The sequence below is a fragment of the Gorillibacterium terrae genome (assembly GCF_051594785.1).
Taxonomy (GTDB): Bacteria; Bacillota; Bacilli; order Paenibacillales; family NBRC-103111; genus Gorillibacterium.
The window spans coordinates 21,156-37,957 of the sequence record NZ_JBPPGI010000002.1 but is presented as its reverse complement, the minus strand read 5'-3'; the positions used below and the strand labels follow the sequence as shown (position 1 = coordinate 37,957).

Below are 16,802 nucleotides of genomic sequence, written 5' to 3'. Positions count from 1 at the left end.
ATCTCAAGTATAGCATGAAAGGGCGTCCAACCGCCTGGGGAATTTCAAGAATGTTCCTCTGTGCCGATTCCGCAAGGCGGAAACCGATCAAGCAAAAGCGGAGTCAAGTCAATGCTCTTCGCCAACAGGTTGCCCAAACACTCGCGCAAGTAAGCTTCGTCATGCTCGGGGTAGATGGGAACGGCGCCCTGGGAAGGGAGCAGCATGTCCGGTACCTCTCCGTCCGATCCCTCCCTGTCCGATCCCTCCCTGTCCGATCCCTCCCTGTCCGATCCTTCCCTCTCCGATCCCTCCCTGTCTGATCCTTGCTTGCCTGATCCTTCCCTCACCGATCCTTCTCCGTCCGGTTCCCAAGCGGGCCGGCGTTTCCCGCGGTATTCCGCTGCTTTCCACAGCGGGTCGACCCGATATCCCCGCCGTTCCATCTCGTCCATGACCAATCGGTGATACCGGTACAAGCTCTGCCAGGGATGCAAGAAGACGTAATTCACCGTCCGGTGCGGCTTGCCCCAGCCGCCGCCGCGCAGAGCCGCGCATTCACGGTGCTGGCCGAGGAGCTGGCTCCGCGGCAGCAGGGGAATCAGGCTCTGATGCCACAAGCGCATGGCTCTCTCCTCCAAGTTCAGGATTAACGGTGACCTGCCGTGAGCGTGCCCGGCGGATATTTGCCGTTCTTCAACTGGCGAAGCGAATACCCGAAATCCAGCTGCAGGTGCGGATAATCGGGAAAGCTCTCCCAGTCTCCTCCCCACGAAAAGCCGAGCTTCTTGGCGATCTCGACGACCTCGGTCCAATCGGCTTTGCCGTTGCCGTTATCGTCGCGCTCCAGGTCCCAGACCACATCCTTCTGCTTCGTGCGCAGCGCAAAGTCCACCGCCAGACCGTAGTTGTGGTACGAGTCGCCGCCCTTCGCCTTGGTGACGATGGGTCCCTCGGTCACCCGGCCCTGATCGTAGAGAGCATCCTGCTCCTCCATGCTGCGAAAGCCGCCGGTGAGCACGACGCGGATGCCGCGCTTGGCGCTGAGAGCCACCAGCTCGTTTCCTTTCTCTTCGACCTCCGGATGAAGACCGATGACGGCGGCCGGCTCCCGGAGGGGTTCCTTCACGAGCCCCAGCTTACCGAGCGTCAGCCATAGCAGCCCGGCCAACAGCAGCGCAAGCGTCCATCGCAGGAAGCGCCGCCGGGGAGTCCTTCTCCCGGGTATACCGGCCGGGCGGTAGCTCCTCCCTGGAACGCTTGCGGGTTCTCTTTGCAGCATGCGAATCTCCTTCATCTGTTTGTTTTCCCCAGTGTACCATATCCGGGGAAGCGGGCGCACCGATCTCGGGCAAGAAAGCGTTTGCTCTTGGCCCCTTGTCCAGGCTGCCAATATCTTCTATTCTGGAGATAGGGAGATTCGTCTAAAGGAACGGCTGGAAGATGCCTTTCTCCCCCACCCCAACGGAAAGAAGGCTGTCGCATGCCCACATCGGCCCGTGCCACCATTCATTCGTACCTTCCCCGCATCTCACCCGAGGAAGCGGGGCTGTCCTCCGAACGCATCCCGGCGTTCCTGGAAGCCATTCGGAAGAAAGGCATTCGTCTGCATACCTTCCTCGCGGCCAAGGAAGGCCGAGTGTTCGCGGAGGTCTACTATCCGCCTTATTCGCCCGATCAGCTGCAGCAGGTGTTCTCGCTCAGCAAGAGCTTCACTTCGATTGCCGTCGGCCTGGCCGTGGAGGAAGGGCGGTTGAAGCTAACGGACCGCGCCGCCTCCTTCTTTAAGCCCGAGGAGCTGCCGGAGTCTTACGATCCCAAGCTGAATGACCTCACCGTCCGCGACCTGCTGCGGATGGCGACGGGGCAGGCCCGGGAGCAGATGCTCGGCCCCGACTGGGTGAAGAGCTTCTTCCTGGAGCCGAAGGCCGACGAAGCGGGCGGCCAAGTGTTCCGCTATAACACCCTCGCGACGCACCTGCTTGCGGCCGTCCTGGACCGGTGCGGCATCGAGCTGGAGAGCTATCTGGAGGAGCGGCTGCTGAAGCCGCTCGGCATCGGCGGAACCCGCTGGCTACGCAGCCCGGCCGGGGTGTGCGCCGGCGGCTTCGGCTTCAGCGCGGTCCCCGAGCTGATTGCCAAATTCGGCACGCTGCTGCTGCAGGAGGGCCGCTGGGAGGGCAAGCAGCTGCTCCCCGCCTGGTATGTCCGGGAAGCGACCTCCAAACAGATTGAAACGAGTACCGATCCGGCTGCTTCCCGAACCGGGGATTGGGCTCAGGGCTACGGCTATCAATTCTGGCAGTGCACGCACGGTTGTTTCCGCGGCGACGGGATGTTTGGCCAGTTCTGCGTGGTCTCGCCCGCCAAGAGGACGGTTTTTGCCATCACGTCGTTCACCGATGATCTGCAGGGAGTGCTCGACCTCCTGTACGAGCATATTCTGGAACCGCTTGCGGATGTCCCGCTTCCGGCCGATCCGAATGCTGCCGCCGCCTTGGCCGCCCGGTTGCCGCGCGCGGAGGACCCGATTCCGTATCCCGAGCCGCTTGCTCCCACCGCCTTCCATCGCCCGGTTGCCGACAGGCTCGACGGCAAGTCGCTGATCGACACGCGGCTGAACATTCACCTTTCCATCCGCTTCGAAGAGGAGGAACTGCAGCTTACCTGGGAGCAGACCTTTTGCCGGGCGAAGAACGGCGGCTGGCTTGATTCGGCGGCAACCTACCAGGGTCTGGAGGACACGAGGGTGCTGACCGGCTATGCGTTCGAAGGAAGCGACACCCTCGCCGTGCGGCTGTTTTTTCCCGAAGTGATGCAGGATTTGCTGCTAAGGATCACGCCCCAAGAAGACGAAGCGGACTTCCATCTGTTCGACGTTCACACGGGACAAGAACAGCCGCTTCTGACTTCCCGCGGAATTCTTCGGTAAAAAAGAGAAACAGGCTTGCATTCGTCACATTTTCCCTAACCTTTTTTTCGAGAAATTTAGTATAATATACAGGATGCCTTCCGGGAGACCCTAAGCGCTTCCGGATGTTTTTTTGCGAAATGAGGTGAACCCGCAATGCCTATTATCATTTATGACCTGGAAATGACAGTCTGCCGAAAGAAAACCCAGATCTCCGAGATCATCGAAATCGGGGCCGCCAAGGTCGAAGAGCGGGACGGGCAGCTCGCCATTGTCGATACCTTCCAAGCCTTCGTCCAACCCGCCAAGAACCCGGTGCTGACCAAAGCCACCACCGAATTTACCGGGATCACCCAGGACGACGTCCGCACGGCCGGTCAATTTCCCGAAGCGCTCGCCCGGTTTCTCGCCTGGATCGGCTCGGCCGAGTACTTCCTGTGCTCCTGGGGCCCCGACGATAAATTGCAGCTCATCCGTGAATGCCGCAGCCACAAGCTCGACATGACCTGGATTCGCAACCACAATAACCTGCAGCGGCTCTTAACTTCAATCCGCAAGCAGGAGAAGCATCAGCAGATGGGGCTGAAGGCCGCCCTCGAATGGCTGGAAATTCCGTTCGCCGGCTCGCATCACCGGGCCATGGACGACGCCGTCAACACCGCCCAGATTTTCGTCAGGCTGGCCGATCAGATGAAGCTGGAACGCAACGAATACACCGAAGAGAAGCCCGAGGATGAGGTCGTCTATAAAACCGGCCACTTTGCCAACAACCCGTTCGGCAACCTGGCTGACCTTTTGGAGGAAGAACCTTATGCGGGATAAAGAACCCTTGGCCGTCTCGTCGGAAAGCCGCGCCTCCATTGCCGTTCCCGATAAGCTGCGGCGATTTGCTCCGCTCCTCGGCATGCTGATGTTCCCGGTTATGGGAATGTTCTACGCCCTGGTCAACGGAGCGCGGGGCACGGTGCATACGCTGGTCACGCCGCTCGATACTTGGATTCCGTTCGTCAAATTCTTCGCTCTGCCCTATTCGGTCTGGATTTTTTACATTTATCTTTGCTTGCTCTATTTTCTGAAAAAGGACCGGAAGGTCTACTACGAATGCCTGGTCACCTATGCGGTTTGCGCCATGACCTGCTACGGGGTCTACCTGGTGTTCCAGACCACCGTGCCGCGCCCCGTCCTGACGGGGGACGATCCGTTCACCAATCTGGTGCGCTACCTGTACCGCCGCGACCAGCCGTTCAACGCCTTCCCCAGCATCCATTGCTTCTCCAGCTATATGGTCATGCGGGCGCTCGCCAAGAGCGGCTTCAAGAACAAGCTGAACCGCGTGCTCATTTATGGCATGTCCACCACGATCATTCTGTCGACGTTCTTCGTGAAGCAGCATGTGGTGCTGGATGCGTTGTCCGCCTTCCTGCTTGTCGAGATCGTCCATCGGTTGGTCGTATCGCGTTCCAATGCCGGTTGGCCGCTCGCCCGCAAGCTCGTCTCGCAAATGCGCGGCTGGTCCGCCTAGTAGGAAACACGCGCTGTTGCAAAAAGAGAACCGCCTGTCCGCTTACGTCCGGAGCTTCCCTGTGGACGTGCAGCGCTGACAGGCGGTTTTTTGATGAGCGGATTCCGGGCATGTTGCCCCTTCCTGATTAAGTTCCGGTCTGCCGGGTTAAATACATCTGCAAGCCCATCAACCGAAATGCCGATTTGAAAGGAAGGACCGTCATGCAGCACGAACGAACCGAAGACTACGTCATGATTATAAAGACCGAAAACGATATTCAGGTGGAGACGATCGCCTCCGTCGACCTCCCGGACGTCTTGTCCGCCGATACGGAGGGAGCCGGCATACCCGGGTTCGAGTTGATCCCAATGAGCGAATTTAACCGCCGGCTCGATGAGATGGTGTTGGAATATTGATCCTTGTACGGAAGCCCCGAAGACCGGTTAAACCGGGTCGGAGGCTTCCGTTTTGGTTTTGGCTTTGCGGACAAGCTGGCGAAAGGTGCCCTCCGACGTGACGATGAGCTGATCGCGGTCGTTCACGATTCGGCAGGCGGCCCGCCACAGCTCCCCGCTATGCTCCGTCACCCAGGCGTCCGCCGTCAGGCGCTTGCCGATGCCGGGGTTGTGATAGGTGACGTTCATGTCCAGCGTTACGAATTTGTCGGGAGCGGGAATCCGTTCCTCCAGCATCCAGGCCATGGCCATATCGGCCAGCGTAGCGGTCACCCCCCCGTAGACGATCCGATAGGGATTCTGCATATCGGGGCGGATCGGCATGCCGCAGCGGAACACCCCTTTCTCTCCGCGCTCCTCCTGCTCAATCTGCCAGAAGTTTCCGAGAAACGGGTAGCCGTTCTCCTTCATTCCTCCGATTGCTCTCAACGCTTCCTCCACGACGCGCACTTCCCGTTCCGACAGCTCTTCGAGTCTGGCGGCCAGCTCTTTTCTCTCCATGGTTCGCTCCCCTGTCCGATTCGTTCGCCGTTCCCTCGCGGACCGGCCTGTCCTTCCATCTTACCTCATTGCCGATTCATTCGAAAAGCCTTCAAGCGACCCGCCCCCGGAAGGAGCGCGATTCGCCTGAAGGCTGTTGATCATCTATATAGATTGAACTAATTATTTTCGCCTGCGCAGAGGGAATGTCATTCTCCGGCTTTCTTTTTGTTCAATCTATATGGCCCAATCAGTTGGTCTTCTGCTTCACCACAACGGTGAAGGTCTTGGTCTCGCTCGCCTGCTCGTTCCAGAGGATTGCGGTCAGCGTCACGGCCTGATCCCCCGTTCCGGCCGCGGGCCGGATCACGGTTTTGCCTCCGTTCGGAATCACGCTCGTGTTGGAGGACAGCCAGAGGATGCGGGAGCCGTTCTCGCCTTGGGAAGGAAGCTTCAGCTCTCGGGTAACCGAGGATGCGTTATCCGTTCCGGTAAAGCCGACGGCGAGAGCCGCTTTATCGGCGGCCACCTTCTGCGCTTCCGTCATAACCGGAAGCACGGTCACCGTAAAGCTGAGGGTATCGCTTGCACGGCCGTTCGTGATTACCGCGTTCAGCAGCACGGTTCCGCTCGCGCCGTAAGCCGGGCGGTTGACCGTCTTGCCGTCGTTGGAGATCAGCGCCGGGCTCGACGAATACCAGACGATGGTCGACCCGTTCGCGCCCTTCGTCGGCAGTCCGATCGGCTTAGTCACGGACGACGCCGAGTCGCCCTTGGCGAAGACCGGCTTCAGGGCCGCTTTGTCCAGCGCCACCTTCTGGGCGTCGCTGATGTCGGCCTTGACCGTCACCTCGAACACCTTATAATCCTGGGCCGTGCCATGGGTAAGCACCGCGATCAAGACCACCTTGAGATCGCCGGAGCCCGCCGCCGGGCGGCTAAGCAGCTTGCCTTCGTTCGTAAGGACGGACGGATTGCCGGATTGCCAAGCGATCTTCGTTCCGTTCTTGCCCGTCTTCGGCAGCTTGTCGAACGAGACGGTGACCGAAGCGGCCGTGTCCTTGCCGCCGAAATCGATCGCAAGGGCTGCCTTGGCTTCCGCGACCCGGGCGGCGTCCGTTTTCTTCGCGTTCTGCTTATGCGACTTCTTCCATTGCTCGTAGAATTTCTCCAGCATTTGCCGGGATTTATCGTTCCCGGCCAATTTCTGATGCGCCTCCCAGCCGGGCAGCTTGGCGCCGCCTTGAGCCGAAGCCGCCGCGGGAACCGCCGCTCCAAAAAGCAAAGTGCCCGCCGTGACCAGGGCCAGTGTCTTGGTCTTCATCACACGTGATCCTCTCCTTTTTCTGATGAGATACTTTATCCGCTCATACAGATTCGGAAGAATCCGGCACTTTCAGGGCGTCGGTCGATCAAACAAGACGCCTCAGAACAGCAAATCGAGGATTTCGTCCTCCGTTACCGGCCCGAAATAGTGCTTCAGGTCCAGCCCGGCGAGCGCTCCCTTCACCGAGTCGCGGTCGTATTTGACCCCAGCCAGCTTCGCTTCGACTTCCGAAACCTCGCCCACGCCGAAGAAATCTCCGTACAGCGAAGCCCGGGCGATCCGTCCGTTCTGCACGTCCAGCCGGAAATCGTAGGTGCCCGCCGACAGCCGCTTCACCTGGCGGTAGTTGAAGTCGGGCGATTTGCCGTAGTTCCAGTCCCAATTGCCGTAACGCTCGGCGGAAATGGCGCGCACCGCCTCCCAATCCTTTTCCGTAAGCGGATACCGCTCGATCTCCTTGCCTTCGAAAAAGGACTCCAGCAAAAATGCGCGGAAGGCCTCGATGGTCATCGGCTTGTCCAGGAACTCGGTGATGTTGGCCACCCGGCTCGCCACCGACTTGACCGCCTTTGACTTGAACTTTTCGGCGTTGACCTTGAGCGCCGCCGACACCTTGCCGAGCTCGGTATCAAACAGGAGCGTGCCGTGGCTGAACATGCGCCCCTTTTGCGTAAATTGGGCATTGCCGGATATCTTGCGCTCGCCGACCTGAATGTCGTTGCGTCCCGACAATTCGGCCTCGACGCCCAGCTTGCGGAGCGCCGCCACCACCGGGTCGGTGAACTTGCGGAAGTTGTGGAAGGAGCTGCCGTCGTCATTGGTGATGAAGCTGTAATTCAGGTTGCCGAGATCGTGATAGACCGCGCCGCCGCCCGACAGCCGCCGGACCACCTTGAGTCCCTCCTGATCCACGTACTCCGTATTGATTTCCTCCATCGTGTTCTGGTTCTTGCCGATGATGATCGACGGCTCGTTGATATAGAACAGCAGATAATCGGAATCCGCCGGCAGGTTCTTCAGCGCGTACTCCTCCAGCGCCAGGTTGATCCGCGGATCGGTGATTCCTTCATTGTCGATGAACAGCATATCGGGTACCTCCGCTTTCGTATGTAAGAGTGTTTGTCCGATGTTCACGATAGCACGACGAAGGCCCGGGCGCAAATTCCCGGATTGACAGTGAGTTGACAGTTAGATATCTAACTGTTAGTATTGAGACATTAAGATCCGAATTCAATTATATCGAAAGCTGGGATGGATTTATGGAAGAACAAGCAAGCAACCCGTACTATCTCGAATCGGCTCCCATTCGCAAAGCGATTGCTCATCTGTCCGTTCCGATGATGATCGGCATGTCCGTCGGCACCGTCTACAACGTCATCAACGCGTATTTCATCGGGCTGCTCCGCGACACCGACATGCTGTCCGCCATTACGCTCGGCCTTCCTATCTTTACCGTGCTGATGGCGATCGGCAATGTCTTCGGCGTCGGAGGCGGCACCTTCGTCACCCGGCTCCTTGGCCGCAAAGACTTCGCTAAGGCCAAGCAGGTGGCAGGCTACACCTTCTTCGGCAGCATCATCGGCGGCCTGCTCGTCTCGCTGGCCGCTTTGCTCCTGCTTACGCCGATCACCCGGCTGCTCGGAGCGGATGCGGCCACTGGCGGATATACCCGCAGCTACACGGCGGCGCTGTTGGCCGGGGGCTTCGCGGTGGTGCTGAACTTCGCTCTGGAGCAATTGGTCCGCTCGGAGGGCGCCTCCAAGGAGTCGATGTACGGAACGTTCGTCAGCACGGCGCTCAGTCTGATCCTCGATCCGCTGTTCATCCTCGGTTTCCGCTGGAACGTCACCGGCGCGGCCTTGGCGATGGTTTTGGCCAATCTGGGCTCGGTGCTCTACTACCTGTACTGCCTTGAAAAGAAAAGCGAGCACCAGCGCGGCTTCCTGAAGCACGTCCGGCTTCCCCTGCGCGACCAGCTCGAGGTGTACAAAATCGGCATCTCCCAACTGCTGCAGGCCGCCTTCCTCATTGTGTCCACGCTTCTCCTGAACAACTTTTCCGTCCTCTACGGAGACCATGTCGTGGCCGGCTTCGGCATCGCGCTGAGGATCGTCCAGGTTCCCGAGTTCCTCGCCATGGGCTTATTCCTCGGCCTGATTCCCTTCTTCGCCTTCAACTTCGCAAGCGGCGACACGGCGCGGTTTAAGGCGGGCTTCCGCCAAGCTTGCCTCTACATCGGCCTTCTCTCGCTGTTGTTCGCAGGTCCGGTGTTCCTGTTCCGGACGCCGGTCATGGAATGGTTCTCCCGCGATGCGGACGTTCTCCGCATTGGAGCAACCATTATGACCGCCATGCTCATCTCCGCCTTGTTCAACGGCTTCACCGGCTTGTTCACCAGCGTGTTCCAAGCGGCCGGCCAGGGCCTGCCGACGATGGTCATGTCGGTCACCCAAGGCGTTCTCTACATTCCGATGATCCTCTTCCTGCACACCTTCTACGGGCTCGACGGCGTCATTTGGTCGATGACCGTTACCGAGGCCATCACCTGCTTGCTGGGACTCGCGCTCTATATTCCTTTCCACCGCAAGCTCCGCCGGGGCGCAGCCGTCCCCGCCGTCCCCGCCGTCTCGGAGGAAGGCTGATTGAAGCGGCGGCTGCCCGCTTGCGCGGCGCAAATGGAAAACCCCGTCGGGCGTGACCCGGCGGGGTTTTGCAGTCGGTTTCCTCAGTTGGCGGCCGGTTCCTCGGCCTTCTCGAAGCTTTCCTTCGGAGCTCCGCATGTCGGGCATTTCCCCGGACGGCAGCGGCCTTCCTTCGTCTCGCCGCAAGCCTTGCATTTCCATACGGCCATGGTCTCCACCTCGCTTCCCTCGGCGCGGGCTTCGCGCTTGTTCTCTTCTGAGAATTTCGAGAAAAAGGCGAACATTCCTTCCCCTAATTGTGGCGGTTTTGGAACTTCGATGGGAGGCAGCCGCCTCACGACAGGGACCGTAAGGGTAGCGAAGCCTGTTACAACGGGTACACTGCGGACTTAAAGCAGCCCAATCACCCAAAGGATCCACCAAGCGGCCGGCACGAGCAGCAGTTGGGCCGCCATGGTCCCGAGCAGACGGGTGACGATCATCAGGGCGAAAATCTTGCCGAGCCGTTCGCGGTCCTTCGGGTAGGCGAGCGCCCGGTCGGTCATGATGCCGAGCTGCGGGTCGATCAGGAGAGCGAGGATTACCGTAGCCAGGCCATTGATAAGCCCCGAGGATTGCGAAGCGGCCATGCCGTGCTCGGGGCTGAGGTAGGAGGCATAGAGCGAAGAGAGAACGCCGGTCGTGTAGATCGCCGTCGTGAGGATGTTGAGCGCGAGCAGCCGTTTGGGCACCCCATAGATGCGCAGATTCCGCAGCATGGTCCAGGTCGGCGGACGCAGATGGGCCTGCGCCTTCTTGAGCTGCTCGACCGTGACGCTCGTCACCATCTTGCTGAGCGAGCCCGCCGCTTCCAGATGGCTGAGGAAGCGGGAGGCGAAGACGACCAGGGTCGGAAACAGCAGGAGCCCGACCACGGTGCCGACGCTCGACGCGGTCAGAATGGAGCGGAAGGACGAGAGCAGCGGATAAGCGGCATCCCGCTTGGCGAGGTCGACCATCTTGCCGAGAATCGGCGACTGGATCAGGTTGGAGGTGCGCGAGACGAGCAGGATGATCCCCGTCAGCGACAGGGCGACGGCATACTTGCCGGTGCGGACTCCGGCATAGCGCAAGGAGTACGACAGGGTTTCCACGGCATGGATCACCACCGTCAGCAAAAACACGAGCAAAAATCCGCTCACGGCTTCCTCGCCTCCTCTTATCGTTTCCTCCGGCGTGGGGACAGCCCCCGTCGCTCTATCCTATGAAAAAAACCGGACGGGTTATGACCCGTCCGGCGAAAAAGGCCCTCGATTCACCAATACCGGCGGGAAGCGCAGTGCTCGCGGATCAGCTTGTATCCGCTTAGGCTCACCCGCTCGATGCGGCTTCCGGAATCGGGAGAATGGATCATCTGCCCGTCCCCTGCATACAGGCCGACGTGATGGACGGCTCCTTTGCCCTCCTCATACGCGAAGAACAGCAGATCGCCCGGCAGCTCGCGGCCCGGTTCCACGGCCAGCCCGCCCCGCGCCTGATCGGAGGCGTCGCGCGGTAGGAGGATGCCCTGGGAGCGGTGCATGCTGTAGGCGAAGCCGGAGCAGTCGTATCCATAGGAGGACATGCCGCCCCACAGGTAAGGCAGGCCGAGGAACCGAACGGCCTGCTCCCGAATTCGCCGGCCGCGGGCGCCGGGCCGGGAAGAAGCTGCGTCGGCCGCCCGCCCGGCCGACCGTTGGGGAGCGGCCGACGTGTTCCGCTCAACCGGCCGCGGCCGAAGCAGCGCATCCTGCCGCCGGAGATACCGCCTTCCGCGCGGCGTGAAGACTTCGAGCCACGGGCTGCCCGGCTCCGGGCTCCGATAGGGCAGCTCGGTCAGATAGGACAGCCCGAGCTCCGGCTCCCCTTCCGGGCGGGCGTACAGCCCCGCCCGGTCCGCCGCGATCACCGCCGTTCCCTCCGCGCCTTCCGCCTTCCATGCAGCGTCCGCTGCGGCATCCTCTTGAAATCCTGCCGATTCCGCCGAACCTGCCGCTCCCGGAGCGGATGCCAACTGAACGGCGGGTACCCAACCCGGATAGCCGCGCTCGTCCTTGCGCGTGGGCTGGTCGGGAACGGCAACCCGGACCCAATCGTCGCGCTCCTCCAGGACGATCACCGCCGTACCGAACAACGCCTGCGTCTGCACCCGGTTCGCGTCGTACAAATCCAGCTTCGCCGCCAAATCCATGGAGGCAAGCCACCCCGGCAGGTCGACCGGGCTGCCGAGAACCGGCGCATCGAGCGGCCGCGGAGAATCCGGCGACGTCCAGAGCGTCGCGACGGAGACGGCTACCGTGCGGAGCTCTCCCGCACCCGCTGGGTCCGCACGGAAAGCGGCCGTCGGCTCGCTCTGGGCGGCTGGCGCGGCCGGGAGCGCCGACAGGGCCGAGGCGACGGAAGCCGCTCTGCCGCTTGCAGGCCGAGCCGAATCGGCGGTCGCGGCGGACCGGTCCTGTGGAAACCGGCCGCTCATGAGCCCGCCCCCACCCGGTCGGAGCTGCGGACATCGCGAATCCCGAGCCCCGGAGCGGCGGGAAACGTCATTTCCCGGCCGCGGTACTGCACGCCGCCCTCCACCGTATCGTTCAGCAGCATCAGCGGGGCGTCGAAATCGAACCGGGTGATATTCTTCTTGGCCGCCGCCAGATGCGCGGCCGCCGTTACGGCGATCCGCGATTCGATCATGCTGCCGACCATGCATTCGACGCCGCATTCCTCGGCGAGGTGATTGATGATCTGCGCCTTATAGATGCCACCGGCCTTCATCAATTTGATGTTGATGAGATCGGCCGCCCGCCGCTTCAGCACCTCGAACGCCTGAGCCGGCGAGAACACGCTCTCGTCCGCCATGATCGGCGTCTCGACGGCATCCGTCACGGCTTTCAGCCCGTCGATGTCCTGCGCCTTCACCGGCTGCTCGACGAGCTCGATGTCGAGACCCATGTCCTCCATTCGCCGGATAGAGCGGACGGCGTCCTTCACGCTCCAGCCCTGATTGGCGTCAAGCCGGATCTTGACGCCGCCGCCGACGCTCCGGCGAATCTCCTTGATCCGCTCGAGGTCCTCGGCGATTCCGTCCTTGCCGACCTTGATCTTCAGCACATTGAAGCCGGCGGCCACATAACGGGAGGCATCCGCTCCCATCTCGTCCGGCGAATTGACGCTGACCGTGAAGTCGGTCTCCAGTCGGTCCTTGTATCCGCCGAGCAGTTGATACAGCGGCAGGCCGCACTTCTGGCCGAGCAGATCGTAGACGGCCATGTCCACGGCCGCCTTCGCAGAGCTGGACCCGACCATCGCCGCATGCAGCGCGTGAAAAATATCCTCGTGCCCCAGAAGGCTCTTGCCAATGAGCGGCGGCCCCAGCGTCTGGGTCACCGCCGATTCGATGCTGTCGAGGCTGTCGCCGGTGATCACGACCGTAGCCGGGGCCTCTCCCCAGCCAACTCTGCCGTCATCCGCCTCGATGCGGACGATGACGGATTCGGCATGGGTGACCGTCCGCAGGGCCGTCTTGAACGGCTTGATCAGCGGAACCGACTGGCGCCGGGCGGTGATACGGTGAATCTTCATCTCTTGGTCAGCCTCCTTCTCAGGTCTGTACGGCAGGCTCCCGGCATTCGAGAACCCGGTCGGTGGTGCGAAGCGAGGCTTCGATTCCGAAGGGAACGGCGATATTCGGCGAGCAGTGGCCGATGCGGAAGCCGCTGAGGCAGGGCTTGCCGGCCGGAAGCAAGTAATCGTCCAGCACCTCCCGCAGCGTGAGCGATTCCGTCCGCTTCTTCGGGTCGCAGTTGTGGAAATCCCCTACGGCAATCCCGGAAGCATCGGCGAGCTTGCCCGCGAGCCGAAGCTGGTTCAGCATCCGGTCAATCCGGTACGGCTCCTCGTCCACCTCCTCGAGGAACAGAATTTTGCCGGCCGTATCAATCTCGTCGGGCGTCCCCAATCCGCTTGCAAGGAGCGACAGGTTGCCGCCGACGATCTCCCCTTCCGCCCGGCCCTCTACCAGCACCTCGAGCGGTGAAATGTCCTCCCCGTAGCGGAAGACGAGCGGCCGCAGCAGGCTTTGAAACGATTGGATCGTCAGCGGATCGACCTCGGGCTTCGCCAGGTCGATCAGCATCGGGCCGTGAAAGGTGACCAGCCCGGCGCGCTGGCCGATGGCGGTGTGCAGGTACGTAATGTCGCTGTAGCCCCAGAAAATCTTCGGATTCCCGCGGATGACCCGGTAATCGAGCCGGTCGGCGATCCGGCCGGTGCCGTAGCCGCCGCGGGAGCAGACGATGGCTTGAACGCCGGGATCGGCGAACAGGGCGTTCAGTTCGTCCGCCCGTTCCCGGTCGGTCCCGGCGAGGTAGCCCCGCCGGAGGCCGAGCGTTTCGCCGAACCGCACCTGAAGCCCCAGCCTATGCAGGCAGCAGGCCGCCCGTTCGGCCGCATCCCGGTGGCCGGGGCTCGCCGGCGCGGTGATCGCCACCGTATCGCCGGGCCGAAGCGCGGGCGGCTTGATTCGGGCCGTCCACCGCCGACCGCCGGGCTCCGCAGCCGCAAGCTTCGTTTCCATCCTCCCCATCCCCCCGTTCCTATCGCTATTTCAAATCCGCCCATTTGAAATCCATGTAGCCGAACGCGTGCCGGACGATATCGACCGCTTTGTCGCTCAGGAGATAGGCGGTGCTGTAATAATAGAGCGGCAGCACCGGAGCTTCCTCCATCAGCAGCTTCTCCGCGTCGTGCAAGAGGGCGAACCGCTTCGCTTCGTCCGGCTCCTTGTACGCGTTCTTGATCAGCTTGTCGTACTCCGCGCTGGACCAGCCGGTGCGGTTCATCGGGTTGCCGGTCTGGAAGGCGTCGAGGTAGTTGATCGGGTCCTGGAAGTCGGCCAGGAACGAGGAGCGCGAGAACTGGAGCTTGAGTTCCTTTTGCTCGGCGGTCAGGACCTTGCTCTCCTTGTTCTCCAGCTTGACGTCCACGCCGAGGTTATCCTTGAACATCGCCTGCAGCGCTTCGGCGATCCGCTTGGACAAGTCGTTGGTGTTGTACGTCATCGTCACCGTCGGCAGCGCCGAGTACCCCGCCTCGGTCATTCCCTTGGCGAGCAGCTCCTTCGCCTTCGCCGCGTCGAAGGCGATCAGCTCGCCGCCCGCCTCGCGGAAGTCCTTGCCGGACGGCTCCTTCATGCCATAGGACACATAACCCTCCGCAGGCTTCTCCTTGCGCTTCGTCACCAGATCGACCAGCTTCTGCCGGTCCACCGCCGCCACGAAAGCCCGGCGAATGTTGACGTTGTCGAACGGAGCCTGAGTCACGTTGAACCGGTAAAAGGCGGTCCCCGCTCCGTCCGCCACCTGCACCTTGCCATCCTGGAAGAGCTGGTCGGCCATGTCGGACGGGACCGCCGAGGTGTGCAGCCCGCCCGAGACGAAGGTCTGGTATTCCGTGTTGGAATCGTTGATCATCAGGAACTTGACGCCGTCCAGCTTGACGCTGTCCTTATCCCAGTAGGTGTCGTTCTTGACCAGCTCGATCTCCGAATCGTGCTTCCATACGGTGAGCTTGAACGGCCCGTTGCTGACGAGGGTAGCCGCTTCTCCGGCCCACTTGTCGCTCGCTTGCACCACCTTCGGGTCCACCGGGAAGAAGGCCGGGTTGGAGACCATGCTGAGGAGCCAAGTTGCCGGCTCGTTCAGCTTGACGACCAGCGTCTTGTCGTCGGGAGCCTGGATTTGGACGTCGTCCGCCGAGCCTTTGCCGGAATTGTAGGCTTCCGCCCCTTGGATAATATATGCGAGCGGCGCGGCCTGGGATGCCGTATCGGGAGCCAGCAGCCGCTTCCAGGCGAATTCGAAATCCGACGCCTTGAGGTCGTCGCCATTCGACCACTTCAAGCCGTCCCGCAGCGTGAAGGTGTACGTTCGGCCATCCTCGGAGATTTTCCACTCCTTGGCTAGGGCGGGGGCGGGCTGCTGATCCTGGCCGAGCCGCGTCAGGCCTTCCATGAAGTTGTTCAATATGTCGTAAGATACCTGGTCAAAACCCACCGGCGGATCGAGCGAGGTCGGTTCGCGCAGGTTGTTGTACAGGAGAATTTTGCTCCCGCCGCCCGCGGAGCCCTTGTCTTGGGAACAGGCGGCGAGGGTGGAGCCGAGGACAAGCAGGAGAACAAGCAGCAGGATCGAACGGTTCTTCATGGTCATGGATACCTCTCCTTCACGGCGGAATGGGAAACAAGGCAAAGGAAACTCGGGTTGCGGGCGGAAGTTGCGGGTGATGCGATGCGAAACTTCCAAGTCAGCCATCCATGAAAGGGTTGGCCGGCGCGGAGCCGGCGCCCGGTCTTCAAGACGGCCTGGCCGTTTCGGCGAGAGGGGCGGCCCGCAGCGATCGCGGGTCCTGAAGCCAGCAGGCCGCCTCGTGGCCATCGGCCACCCGGGTCGCCGGCGGCGGATAGGCGGCGCATACCTCCATGGCCCGCCCGCAGCGGGCGGCGAACGGACATCCGGCCGGCGGTGCAAACAAATCCGGCGGCGTTCCCGGAATCGGCGCGAGCGGGACGCTCCGGTCCATGTCGAGCCGGGGCATCGACGCGAGCAGTCCGAGGGTATACGGATGCTGCGGGCGATAGAAGATTTCGTCCACCGTCCCCGATTCGACGATCTTCCCGGCGTACATGATGTTCACGCGGTCGGCGATCTTGGCAACCACCCCGAGGTCGTGGGTGATGAGCACGATGGCGACTCCCAGCTCGCGCTGCAGCTCCTGGAACAGCTCGATGATCTGCGCCTGAATGGTGACGTCGAGCGCCGTCGTCGGCTCGTCGGCAATGAGGATGTCCGGGCCGCACACCGCCGCCATGGCGATCATGATCCGCTGGCGCATCCCGCCGCTGAACTCGTGAAGGTGCTGCTTCAGCCTCAGCTTCGGCTGCGGGATGCCGACCCGCTCCAGCATGGCGAGCGCCGCCTCGCGGGCCGCTTGCCGGTCGAGTCCCCGGTGATGCCGCAACCCCTCCGTGAGCTGCTCGCCGATGGTCATCGTCGGGTTGAGCGCGCTCAGCGCGTCCTGGAAGATCATGCCGATCTCCGAGCCGCGGATGCGGCGCAGCTCTTTCTCGCCAAGGGCGGTAAGTTCGCGGCCCTTGAAGCGGATGCTGCCGGAGATTCGCCGGGTCGAGCGCTTCGGCAGGAGCCGCATCAGGCTGCGGGCCGTGACGCTCTTGCCGCTGCCCGATTCGCCGACGATGGCCAGCGTCTCGCCCCGCCTCAAGGAGAACGACACGCCCTGGACCGCTTGGATCTCGCCGCGAAAAGCGGAGAAGGAAACGCGCAGGTCGCGCACGTCGAGCAGCGGCTCCTCCTCTGGCTCCAGGCGCAGCGCGCCATTCGCCCGGCTGCGTTCTTCCTCCCGGACCGGCTGGAGCCGGAGTTGTTCCCGACCGTTTGCGGTTTCCAATCGACGCAATGGGGACATCGTCATGGCG

Annotated in this window: 17 protein-coding genes; 5 read left to right on the top strand and 12 right to left on the bottom strand. The window is 62.0% G+C overall.

Annotation, left to right across the window (positions count from 1 at the left end):
- Positions 1 to 44: 44 nt before the first annotated feature.
- Positions 45 to 605, bottom strand: coding sequence for a TIGR02328 family protein (locus ACSEXS_RS10370; RefSeq protein WP_438433157.1), 561 nt, complete (start codon positions 603 to 605; stop codon positions 45 to 47).
- A 23-nt stretch (positions 606 to 628) separates the two neighbouring features.
- Positions 629 to 1,261: a M15 family metallopeptidase gene (locus tag ACSEXS_RS10365; RefSeq protein ID WP_438433156.1), complete on the bottom strand. Its 633-nt coding sequence runs from the start codon at positions 1,259 to 1,261 to the stop codon at positions 629 to 631.
- A 201-nt stretch (positions 1,262 to 1,462) separates the two neighbouring features.
- Between ACSEXS_RS10365 and ACSEXS_RS10360 the strand changes: the two genes are divergently transcribed.
- The 4 genes from ACSEXS_RS10360 to ACSEXS_RS10345 all read left to right on the top strand — a co-directional run bounded on the left by ACSEXS_RS10360 (position 1,463) and on the right by ACSEXS_RS10345 (position 4,810).
- The gene (locus ACSEXS_RS10360) at positions 1,463 to 2,911 is read left to right on the top strand and encodes a serine hydrolase domain-containing protein (RefSeq protein ID WP_438433155.1); all 1,449 of its coding nucleotides are present in this window, start codon (positions 1,463 to 1,465) and stop codon (positions 2,909 to 2,911) included.
- Between the two features lie 135 nt (positions 2,912 to 3,046).
- Positions 3,047 to 3,712, top strand: a complete 666-nt coding sequence (locus ACSEXS_RS10355; protein ID WP_438433154.1) for a 3'-5' exonuclease — start codon at positions 3,047 to 3,049, stop codon at positions 3,710 to 3,712.
- Complete coding sequence (locus ACSEXS_RS10350; protein ID WP_438433153.1) at positions 3,702 to 4,412, top strand: phosphatase PAP2 family protein; 711 nt, start codon at positions 3,702 to 3,704, stop codon at positions 4,410 to 4,412. The genes ACSEXS_RS10355 and ACSEXS_RS10350 overlap by 11 nt, the downstream gene beginning before the upstream one ends.
- A gap of 203 nt (positions 4,413 to 4,615) precedes the next feature.
- A complete protein-coding gene (locus ACSEXS_RS10345) occupies positions 4,616 to 4,810 on the top strand; it encodes a hypothetical protein (RefSeq protein ID WP_438433152.1) in 195 nt (64 codons plus the stop codon).
- Between the two features lie 27 nt (positions 4,811 to 4,837).
- On the opposite strand, the gene ACSEXS_RS10340 is transcribed toward ACSEXS_RS10345, so the two are convergent.
- From ACSEXS_RS10340 to lplA, 3 genes are all read right to left on the bottom strand, one after another.
- Positions 4,838 to 5,350, bottom strand: coding sequence for a PaaI family thioesterase (locus ACSEXS_RS10340; protein ID WP_438433151.1), 513 nt, complete (start codon positions 5,348 to 5,350; stop codon positions 4,838 to 4,840).
- Positions 5,351 to 5,579: 229 nt separating this feature from the next.
- Positions 5,580 to 6,653, bottom strand: a complete 1,074-nt coding sequence (locus ACSEXS_RS10335; protein WP_438433150.1) for an immunoglobulin-like domain-containing protein — start codon at positions 6,651 to 6,653, stop codon at positions 5,580 to 5,582.
- A 102-nt stretch (positions 6,654 to 6,755) separates the two neighbouring features.
- Positions 6,756 to 7,742, bottom strand: a complete 987-nt coding sequence (gene lplA, locus ACSEXS_RS10330) for a lipoate--protein ligase (RefSeq protein ID WP_438433149.1) — start codon at positions 7,740 to 7,742, stop codon at positions 6,756 to 6,758.
- A gap of 173 nt (positions 7,743 to 7,915) precedes the next feature.
- Between lplA and ACSEXS_RS10325 the strand changes: the two genes are divergently transcribed.
- Positions 7,916 to 9,298 (top strand): MATE family efflux transporter, encoded by a 1,383-nt coding sequence (locus tag ACSEXS_RS10325; RefSeq protein WP_438433148.1) that lies wholly within the window; start codon positions 7,916 to 7,918, stop codon positions 9,296 to 9,298.
- A gap of 83 nt (positions 9,299 to 9,381) precedes the next feature.
- Here the strand turns inward: ACSEXS_RS10325 and ACSEXS_RS10320 are convergent, their stop codons facing one another.
- From ACSEXS_RS10320 to ACSEXS_RS10290, 7 genes are all read right to left on the bottom strand, one after another.
- Complete coding sequence (locus tag ACSEXS_RS10320) at positions 9,382 to 9,507, bottom strand: RCKP-type rubredoxin-like domain-containing protein (RefSeq protein ID WP_438433147.1); 126 nt, start codon at positions 9,505 to 9,507, stop codon at positions 9,382 to 9,384.
- A 180-nt stretch (positions 9,508 to 9,687) separates the two neighbouring features.
- A complete protein-coding gene (locus tag ACSEXS_RS10315) occupies positions 9,688 to 10,479 on the bottom strand; it encodes a lipid II flippase Amj family protein (RefSeq protein ID WP_438433146.1) in 792 nt (263 codons plus the stop codon).
- 113 nt (positions 10,480 to 10,592) lie between these two features.
- The gene (locus ACSEXS_RS10310; RefSeq protein ID WP_438433145.1) at positions 10,593 to 11,792 is read right to left on the bottom strand and encodes a C40 family peptidase; all 1,200 of its coding nucleotides are present in this window, start codon (positions 11,790 to 11,792) and stop codon (positions 10,593 to 10,595) included.
- On the bottom strand, positions 11,789 to 12,892 hold the full coding sequence (locus tag ACSEXS_RS10305; RefSeq protein ID WP_438433144.1) for a dipeptide epimerase: 1,104 nt from the start codon (positions 12,890 to 12,892) through the stop codon (positions 11,789 to 11,791). The genes ACSEXS_RS10310 and ACSEXS_RS10305 overlap by 4 nt, the downstream gene beginning before the upstream one ends.
- A 19-nt stretch (positions 12,893 to 12,911) precedes the next feature.
- Entirely contained in the window at positions 12,912 to 13,886 is a 975-nt protein-coding gene (locus tag ACSEXS_RS10300; protein ID WP_438433143.1) for a S66 peptidase family protein, read from the bottom strand.
- 25 nt (positions 13,887 to 13,911) lie between these two features.
- Positions 13,912 to 15,513 carry a peptide ABC transporter substrate-binding protein gene (locus ACSEXS_RS10295; protein WP_438433579.1) on the bottom strand — a complete coding sequence of 534 codons (1,602 nt, stop codon included), beginning with the start codon at positions 15,511 to 15,513 and terminating at the stop codon, positions 13,912 to 13,914.
- 148 nt (positions 15,514 to 15,661) lie between these two features.
- Positions 15,662 to 16,798, bottom strand: a complete 1,137-nt coding sequence (locus ACSEXS_RS10290; RefSeq protein WP_438433142.1) for an ABC transporter ATP-binding protein — start codon at positions 16,796 to 16,798, stop codon at positions 15,662 to 15,664.
- Positions 16,799 to 16,802: the final 4 nt, after the last annotated feature.

What these genes read in the sequence shown, in the direction of transcription:
- ACSEXS_RS10370 (WP_438433157.1), bottom strand. Translation starts at nt 605, where the DNA reads ATGCGCTTGTGGCATCAGAGCCTGATTCCCCTGCTGCCGCGGAGCCAG.
- ACSEXS_RS10365 (WP_438433156.1), bottom strand. Translation starts at nt 1,261, where the DNA reads ATGCTGCAAAGAGAACCCGCAAGCGTTCCAGGGAGGAGCTACCGCCCG.
- ACSEXS_RS10360 (WP_438433155.1), top strand. Translation starts at nt 1,463, where the DNA reads ATGCCCACATCGGCCCGTGCCACCATTCATTCGTACCTTCCCCGCATC.
- ACSEXS_RS10355 (WP_438433154.1), top strand. Translation starts at nt 3,047, where the DNA reads ATGCCTATTATCATTTATGACCTGGAAATGACAGTCTGCCGAAAGAAA.
- ACSEXS_RS10350 (WP_438433153.1), top strand. Translation starts at nt 3,702, where the DNA reads ATGCGGGATAAAGAACCCTTGGCCGTCTCGTCGGAAAGCCGCGCCTCC.
- ACSEXS_RS10345 (WP_438433152.1), top strand. Translation starts at nt 4,616, where the DNA reads ATGCAGCACGAACGAACCGAAGACTACGTCATGATTATAAAGACCGAA.
- ACSEXS_RS10340 (WP_438433151.1), bottom strand. Translation starts at nt 5,350, where the DNA reads ATGGAGAGAAAAGAGCTGGCCGCCAGACTCGAAGAGCTGTCGGAACGG.
- ACSEXS_RS10335 (WP_438433150.1), bottom strand. Translation starts at nt 6,653, where the DNA reads ATGAAGACCAAGACACTGGCCCTGGTCACGGCGGGCACTTTGCTTTTT.
- lplA (WP_438433149.1), bottom strand. Translation starts at nt 7,742, where the DNA reads ATGCTGTTCATCGACAATGAAGGAATCACCGATCCGCGGATCAACCTG.
- ACSEXS_RS10325 (WP_438433148.1), top strand. Translation starts at nt 7,916, where the DNA reads ATGGAAGAACAAGCAAGCAACCCGTACTATCTCGAATCGGCTCCCATT.
- ACSEXS_RS10320 (WP_438433147.1), bottom strand. Translation starts at nt 9,507, where the DNA reads ATGGCCGTATGGAAATGCAAGGCTTGCGGCGAGACGAAGGAAGGCCGC.
- ACSEXS_RS10310 (WP_438433145.1), bottom strand. Translation starts at nt 11,792, where the DNA reads ATGAGCGGCCGGTTTCCACAGGACCGGTCCGCCGCGACCGCCGATTCG.
- ACSEXS_RS10305 (WP_438433144.1), bottom strand. Translation starts at nt 12,892, where the DNA reads ATGAAGATTCACCGTATCACCGCCCGGCGCCAGTCGGTTCCGCTGATC.
- ACSEXS_RS10300 (WP_438433143.1), bottom strand. Translation starts at nt 13,886, where the DNA reads ATGGAAACGAAGCTTGCGGCTGCGGAGCCCGGCGGTCGGCGGTGGACG.
- ACSEXS_RS10295 (WP_438433579.1), bottom strand. Translation starts at nt 15,513, where the DNA reads ATGAAGAACCGTTCGATCCTGCTGCTTGTTCTCCTGCTTGTCCTCGGC.
- ACSEXS_RS10290 (WP_438433142.1), bottom strand. Translation starts at nt 16,798, where the DNA reads ATGACGATGTCCCCATTGCGTCGATTGGAAACCGCAAACGGTCGGGAA.